Genomic DNA, 5,746 nt, shown 5'->3' on the forward strand with positions numbered 1-5,746 from the left:
CCTGGAAATGTAGCGCTCAAGGGGAGGGCGAATCCAGTTCCAGTCGAACACGATGACGAATGCAGCGAGCAACGCTGTGAGCGCTGCCGCAGCGGTCCAACCCCGATGGCGGCGTAGGGTTTGCAGCGTCATGATGGGAACAACAGGTAGCGTGCTCAATAGTGCCCGGTCAAGGCATGCTCAGCGTCGGATACGGGGCCCCGGAAACGTCAGACGAATCCTCGGTCATGGTGTGAAGCGCGGGCGGCGGGTTTGGCGCCACAGCAAGTCCACGCCGATGGCCAGGACCTCAGCTATCCCCGTCCGGGATCCTCGGGGCAGTCATCGGCGCACGGTGCTCGATCGTTCCCTCTTCGACGAGCCGATCCTGCAACTGTGCTCGCCACTCCGTTCGCCTCATGTGGCCTGGCGTTGATTTGACCGTGTCCTCGGTGCGCTTGTAGATCTCGTCATCGGACAGTGCCATGTCAAGAGGAACGGAAATGGGCGGCACATACCAGGATGTCGGCGCAAAGAGTTCGATTCGATTGCCTTCGGGGTCGAGGAAATAGATCGACCAAGAACCGCCATGGTTRGTCGGATTGAGGCCGGCGACATTCCTCGTCCTGACTTCCGCATGAAGGCGGCGCAGTTCCGCGATCGAGATGACACGGAAGGAAATCTGATTGACGGTGGAGGGCCCGCCCGGCTCACGACCTGGAACCAGCACGATCTGATGATGCTCATCCGGGTTGCGGGAGAGGAAGACCACGTCGGCGCCGCGTATGTTGGCGCGATCAGTCACCGAGAAGCCGAGCACGTCCGTGTAGAACTCCACCATCGACACCATATCCGAGACGTAGAGGCCTATGTGAGAGAACGCCATACGCGGGGCTGGGTTCATTCTGATCTCCGGTGGCGACAAGAGTCCCAATTTGCGCGGGGTGCCGCCCCCCGACGCGGTAGGCCCGCCTTCCGCGCAAGAAAGAAGGCCTGGCGCAATGACGATCCGGTCGGGCCCCATGTTAGACCTCATTGCTGGCGAATGCGTCAAGCGCCCGATATCCGCCGAATCCGGTGATGGTGCCGGCGGTGTGGCGAAGCAGCCGACCTACCCACAGGGGATCAGGGCCATTCGCCAAGGTCGGAAGCCCCTGAGGAGGCGCTCCGAGTTTGCCCGCATGCTTCGCCACCGCCGAGCGCGACGCCACCTACATCAACAAGGCGATGCGGCTGAGCCTGGGCCGTGCGGTCGAGTGCGATACCAGCCTCGCTGGGCTCTGCACTCCCGGCCGGTCCCACCCAGCGGTGCCGGCCGCTTCACGAGGAGTATTCACATGGCAACATCCGATGTCATTTCTTCCGAGCGCGTCGAAGGAACCAACGTCTACAACGCTGCTGGCGACAAGCTCGGCACGATCGATGACTTGATGATCGACAAGCTCTCCGGGCAGGTTCGCTATGCCGTCATGGAAATTGGCGGCTTTCTGGGCATGGGCACCGACCGATACCCCATCCCGTGGAACATGTTGAAGTACGACACCTCGCAAGACGGATACGTCGTTCCCCTGGACAAGGCGCAACTCGAGGGTGCGCCGCGGTACGCCACCGATAGCGTCCCGGACTACGACGACGACTATCGAACCAGCGTGGACAAGTACTACGGACTCTGAGCAAGAACGGGGGAACTGGCGGACCTTCCGCCGCCGCAACCCGCCACGCTGATGGTCCAGCGCGGCTTCTGGCCAGAGACGGACTACACGGCGTGGTGCTGCAAGCTTATCCGGCGCCTCGCCGCACCGACCGCAGCATGTTAGATGGTCACGCACCGCAAGGCAGTGATGAAAGACAGTGATGGGGGAAGCGCTGAACCCGAACAGCGCCTTGCGCGTGGCCCGAAGGCACGGCCTTGGCCGCCAGCTTTCGGCAGCTTCGCGCCAATGCTCGCGTATGTCGCGTTGCAGGTTCCCGAGGGCGAAGGCTGGCTCTACGAGCAGAAGTGGGATGGCTTCCGCGCGATCGTTTTCCGGGAAGGCCGCAGGGCACGCCCGCAGAGCCGCGATGCGAAAGCGCTCGATCGCTACCTCCCGGAACTGCTGGCCGGGAGCTGCCCGCTGTGTGCTCGATGGCGAGATCGTCATCGCCTGCGCCAGGGGCCTCGACTTCGAAGCGCTGCAGCAGCGCATCCACCCGGCCGCCTCGYGGATCGAACGGCTCGCCCGCGACACGCCGGCCTCCTTCGTCGCGTTCGACCTGGTCGCGGTGGATGGAACGGACGTCTCGGGCTTGCCGCAGCACCAGCGGCGCATGCTGCTGCAGGCACTGTTGTTGGAAGCGCCCCCGCCCATTCACCTCACGCCGATGACCACCTCGCATGCCACGGCTGTCGGGTGGCTCCAGGGCCTTCGAAGGCGCCAGCCTCGTTGGCGTCGTGGCGAAGCCGGCCGACGGGCCCTAGCGCCGGGGCCAGCGCGCGATGYTGAAAATCAAGCACCTGCGCACTGCCGACTGCGTGGTGGCCGGCTTCCGTTGGCACAAGAGCGGCGAGGACGCCATTGGCTCGCTGCTGCTCGGACTCTACGACGAAGCAAAGGTGCTCCAGCACATCGGTTCGACCTCTGCCTTCAGCATGCCGACGCGACGTGCGCTCGCGAAGGAATTGGAGCCCTTGCGGCCGAAGACGCTGGAGGGCCGCCCCTGGGCAGGGTGGGGCGAGCCGAGCGGCCAGGCGGTGCAGCGCATGCCCGGGACCCGGAGCCGAACGAGGTGGTGGTGCCCTATGCGCTCGAACAGGCCTTCGCCGGGCAACGATGAGGCACGAGCTCTGCAGCGAGTGCGGACGCAGCGGCAAGATCACCGTCGTGAATCAGTCGGTCCGGGCGTCGTCACTGTCTATCAGTCGTCGCAGAAGCTCGGCGATGTCGTCAAGTGGGAGGCAATAGTCCGCATGGGCGGCGTGCGGGACGCGCCACGCACAGGACGTCACGTCCGTATGGACGGCTTCCTCCTCGGCCTGGAACACCCCAATCCCGCCTGCCGCGTTGATGGCGCGCAGTCCGTCCGTCCCGTCGTCGCCACCTTCGGCTAGAACAACGCCGATCACGCCTGGCCCGTACACCCGCGCCGCGGACTCGAACAGACAGTCTGCGGCCGGGCGGAACCGGCGGACCCTTGCGCCAGCTGCGAGGCCGAGCACGCCGGGCGAGGCCACGATGAGGTGCCGATCAGGTGGTGCCAGATAGACTCTCCCGGGTTCGACCTTGTCCCCATCAGCGCCGAACGAGACTGGCATCGCGGTGCATTCCCCGAGCATCTTGGCCGATTCGGAGCCTTTGGGTTCGGCATGCAGAACAGCGAGGATGGGCGCTGGAAATGACGAGGGCAGATGATCGATGAGACTGCAGAGCGTCTTCATGCCAGCAAGCGAGCCACCGATGACCACGAGATCTCGCATAGGTCAAGGTCCTTCACTCTCCCAAGCCGCAGCAAACGGATAGCGCTCCGCCCAGTGCGCCACTAAGCGAGGCTCGGCGTCCACGCGCCTCACCACTTCCGCCATGCGCGGCGCTTCGCGATAGAAGCGCAGGCGTCGCGGCTGCCATCGCGATACCACTGTGACATAAAGGTCCAGCACAGTCAGACGGTCACCGAGCAGGTACCGGCCGCCACGCGGAACTTGTGCGTCCATGATGCGCCAGCACTCTGCGATCCGCTCGGCGCTTCGTTGCAAGAGGGTGCCCTCGGCCTGCGGAGTCTCGGCAAGTCGGGAGGGTTCGTCTCGCATCCAGTACAGCGCGTAGATTGCAGACGAGACAAAGCTCATCCATCTAAGATATTGCGCGCGAGCCGGATCGTCGAACGGGGGCGCAAGACCCGCATGGGGATAGCGATCGGCGAGCCAGATCAGCATCGCCGCGCTTTCGGTCATGACCTCCCCGGAGGGATGGACCAGTATCGGCACTTGCCGCATGGGATTTACCGGGGCCAGCTTTGCACGCTCGCCATCTCCTCGCCATGGCGCCACGTCCACGACCTTGACGGGTGCGCCAATCAGTGTCAGCGCCGCATGAACGGGCGTGGCGCCCGAGCCTGGGGCGCCGTAGAGAACGAAAGGTGCCGGGGCCATGATCGAACGCGAAGGCCTCCTTGTTTCCAAGTCAAACTAGTCTCCCAACCTGTTGCCGTCTGTAGGTCCTCGCCGCGAAGCTCGGGTCGAACCAAGGGCGCGTCCTCCAGCAGCGGCATCGTGACGAGGCGGAAGCCCTACGACGGCAGCGTCCATTGTCCGATACCGGCAGATGCCCCGCGACCTGAAAAAAGGCTCACCGTCGCCTGGGGTCCCACCCTGCGTCGGGTCATGAAAGGAACCGAGATGAAGAGCCGGAATGATGGAATGCAAGGCGAAAACCAGCGCGGCGCCGTCAAGCGCAATCTGGAGAAGGCCACCGAGAAAGAGCCCAGCAAATTCCGCGACGAGGCCAACGAGAAGAAGCGCGTAGAGGTCGGCAAGGACCTGACCAAGGGCCCGATCCGCGGAATCGATCCCAAGGCCTGAGGGGCGAGCGCCACCGCTGGGGGGAATCGCATCTTGAGGTCGATGCGTGAAGACGTGGGCCGCCATAGCGCGCTCGACAAGCTCAACGGAGCCATGTCGACGTCCCCTTCTACCGATCGCGCGCCCTGAATTGCCGCCAATTTTTCCTGCTCGGAGAGGCGGCGGCAAAGGGTGCCCAGGGCGCCGCTGTCGCCGTGGGATGGCGTAACTCTTGCCACGTCATCGAACGCGACGTCGTCGCGGCGCGGATTGCCCGCGCGTTTCAACTTCCCATAGCTCAGGAAATCGCCATGTCGCAAGGATTCCAATTCGTCCCCCGGGATCTCGAGAATGTCGATCTCAACGATGTCTACCAGCTGCGGTTGGACGCGCGAATTTGGTGTCAGTGAAGCGCGCCTGCGCTCGGCTGTGGCGGCGGCGGGGACTCGCCCGGGCGCGGTGAAGAAGTACCTCGGCATTGGCGACACCGTGTCAGCGCGCGTCGTCATCCGAGCGGCCACGCCGGACTGACAAACCCTGTGGAAATCCCCCCTCTGTATCAAGCACTGCGGGCTGGCCCAGCATGACTGCCAGCCGGGCGGCTTCATACGGCACGTGCACTTTCATGTCGTTGGAACGCTGACGGGAAGATCGCCCTGGCGCTGAGCCAGGTGCGACGCGTCCTACGCGGCTCGTTGTGCCTGACGGACAACCGGCCTCCGGGACCTTCCTTAGCTTGGATTCGAATCCGCAATCGCGCGCCTGATTCAGCGCGCCCTTTTGTTCAAAGAGGAACATGCCGTGTCGACCAGCGTAGGCGACCACCTGCTGGCACGTCTCTCGCAATGGGGGGTGACGCGCATCTATGGCTATCCCGGCGACGGCATCAACGGGATCGTCGGCGCTTTCGCCCGCGCGGAGGGCCGCATGCGCTTCGTGCAGGTGCGCCATGAGGAGCTGGCCGCGTTCATGGCCTGTGCGCATGCCAAGTTCACCGGTGACGTGGGGGTCTGTCTCGCGACCTCGGGGCCGGGCGCGATCCATCTGCTGAACGGCCTCTACGACGCGAAGCTCGACCACCAGCCGGTGCTGGCCATCGTCGGCCAGCAGAAGCGCGCGGCGCTCGGCGGCGACTACCAGCAGGAAGTGGATCTCGTGTCGCTCTTCAAGGACGTCGCGCACGAGTTCGTGCAGATGGCGACCACGCCGTCGCAGGTGCGCCATCTCGTGGAC

Annotated in this window: 9 protein-coding genes; 6 read left to right on the top strand and 3 right to left on the bottom strand. The window is 64.5% G+C overall.

Translation table 11 applies throughout. The features are described from left to right. Positions 1 to 289: 289 nt before the first annotated feature. Positions 290 to 883 carry a VOC family protein gene (locus AC1DY5_RS39355; RefSeq protein WP_478119877.1) on the bottom strand — a complete coding sequence of 198 codons (594 nt, stop codon included), beginning with the start codon at positions 881 to 883 and terminating at the stop codon, positions 290 to 292. 433 nt (positions 884 to 1,316) lie between these two features. Here AC1DY5_RS39355 and AC1DY5_RS39360 point away from each other — a divergent pair, with 433 nt between their 5' ends. Both AC1DY5_RS39360 and AC1DY5_RS39365 read left to right on the top strand, forming a co-directional pair. Beyond that, a complete protein-coding gene (locus tag AC1DY5_RS39360; RefSeq protein WP_478119878.1) occupies positions 1,317 to 1,652 on the top strand; it encodes a PRC-barrel domain-containing protein in 336 nt (111 codons plus the stop codon). A gap of 388 nt (positions 1,653 to 2,040) precedes the next feature. Then, a complete protein-coding gene (locus AC1DY5_RS39365) occupies positions 2,041 to 2,793 on the top strand; it encodes an ATP-dependent DNA ligase (protein WP_478119879.1) in 753 nt (250 codons plus the stop codon). A 52-nt stretch (positions 2,794 to 2,845) separates the two neighbouring features. On the opposite strand, the gene AC1DY5_RS39370 is transcribed toward AC1DY5_RS39365, so the two are convergent. Together AC1DY5_RS39370 and AC1DY5_RS39375 are read right to left on the bottom strand one after the other, a co-directional pair. Beyond that, positions 2,846 to 3,433, bottom strand: coding sequence for a chemotaxis protein CheB (locus AC1DY5_RS39370; RefSeq protein WP_478119880.1), 588 nt, complete (start codon positions 3,431 to 3,433; stop codon positions 2,846 to 2,848). A 3-nt stretch (positions 3,434 to 3,436) separates the two neighbouring features. Beyond that, positions 3,437 to 4,105: a glutathione S-transferase family protein gene (locus AC1DY5_RS39375; protein ID WP_478119881.1), complete on the bottom strand. Its 669-nt coding sequence runs from the start codon at positions 4,103 to 4,105 to the stop codon at positions 3,437 to 3,439. A 267-nt stretch (positions 4,106 to 4,372) separates the two neighbouring features. On the opposite strand from AC1DY5_RS39375, the gene AC1DY5_RS39380 reads away from it, so the two are divergent. From AC1DY5_RS39380 to AC1DY5_RS39395, 4 genes are all read left to right on the top strand, one after another. Beyond that, positions 4,373 to 4,534 (top strand): hypothetical protein, encoded by a 162-nt coding sequence (locus AC1DY5_RS39380; RefSeq protein WP_478119882.1) that lies wholly within the window; start codon positions 4,373 to 4,375, stop codon positions 4,532 to 4,534. A gap of 33 nt (positions 4,535 to 4,567) precedes the next feature. Continuing rightward, on the top strand, positions 4,568 to 4,663 hold the full coding sequence (locus AC1DY5_RS39385) for a formate dehydrogenase accessory sulfurtransferase FdhD (protein WP_478119883.1): 96 nt from the start codon (positions 4,568 to 4,570) through the stop codon (positions 4,661 to 4,663). Between the two features lie 216 nt (positions 4,664 to 4,879). Next, positions 4,880 to 5,044, top strand: a complete 165-nt coding sequence (locus tag AC1DY5_RS39390) for a DUF3606 domain-containing protein (protein WP_478119885.1) — start codon at positions 4,880 to 4,882, stop codon at positions 5,042 to 5,044. A gap of 270 nt (positions 5,045 to 5,314) precedes the next feature. Next, the coding region (locus AC1DY5_RS39395) for a thiamine pyrophosphate-binding protein (protein ID WP_478119884.1) at positions 5,315 to 5,746 on the top strand (432 nt) is incomplete at its 3' end.

The sequence above is a fragment of the Variovorax sp. P4_D9 genome, assembly GCF_056401695.1.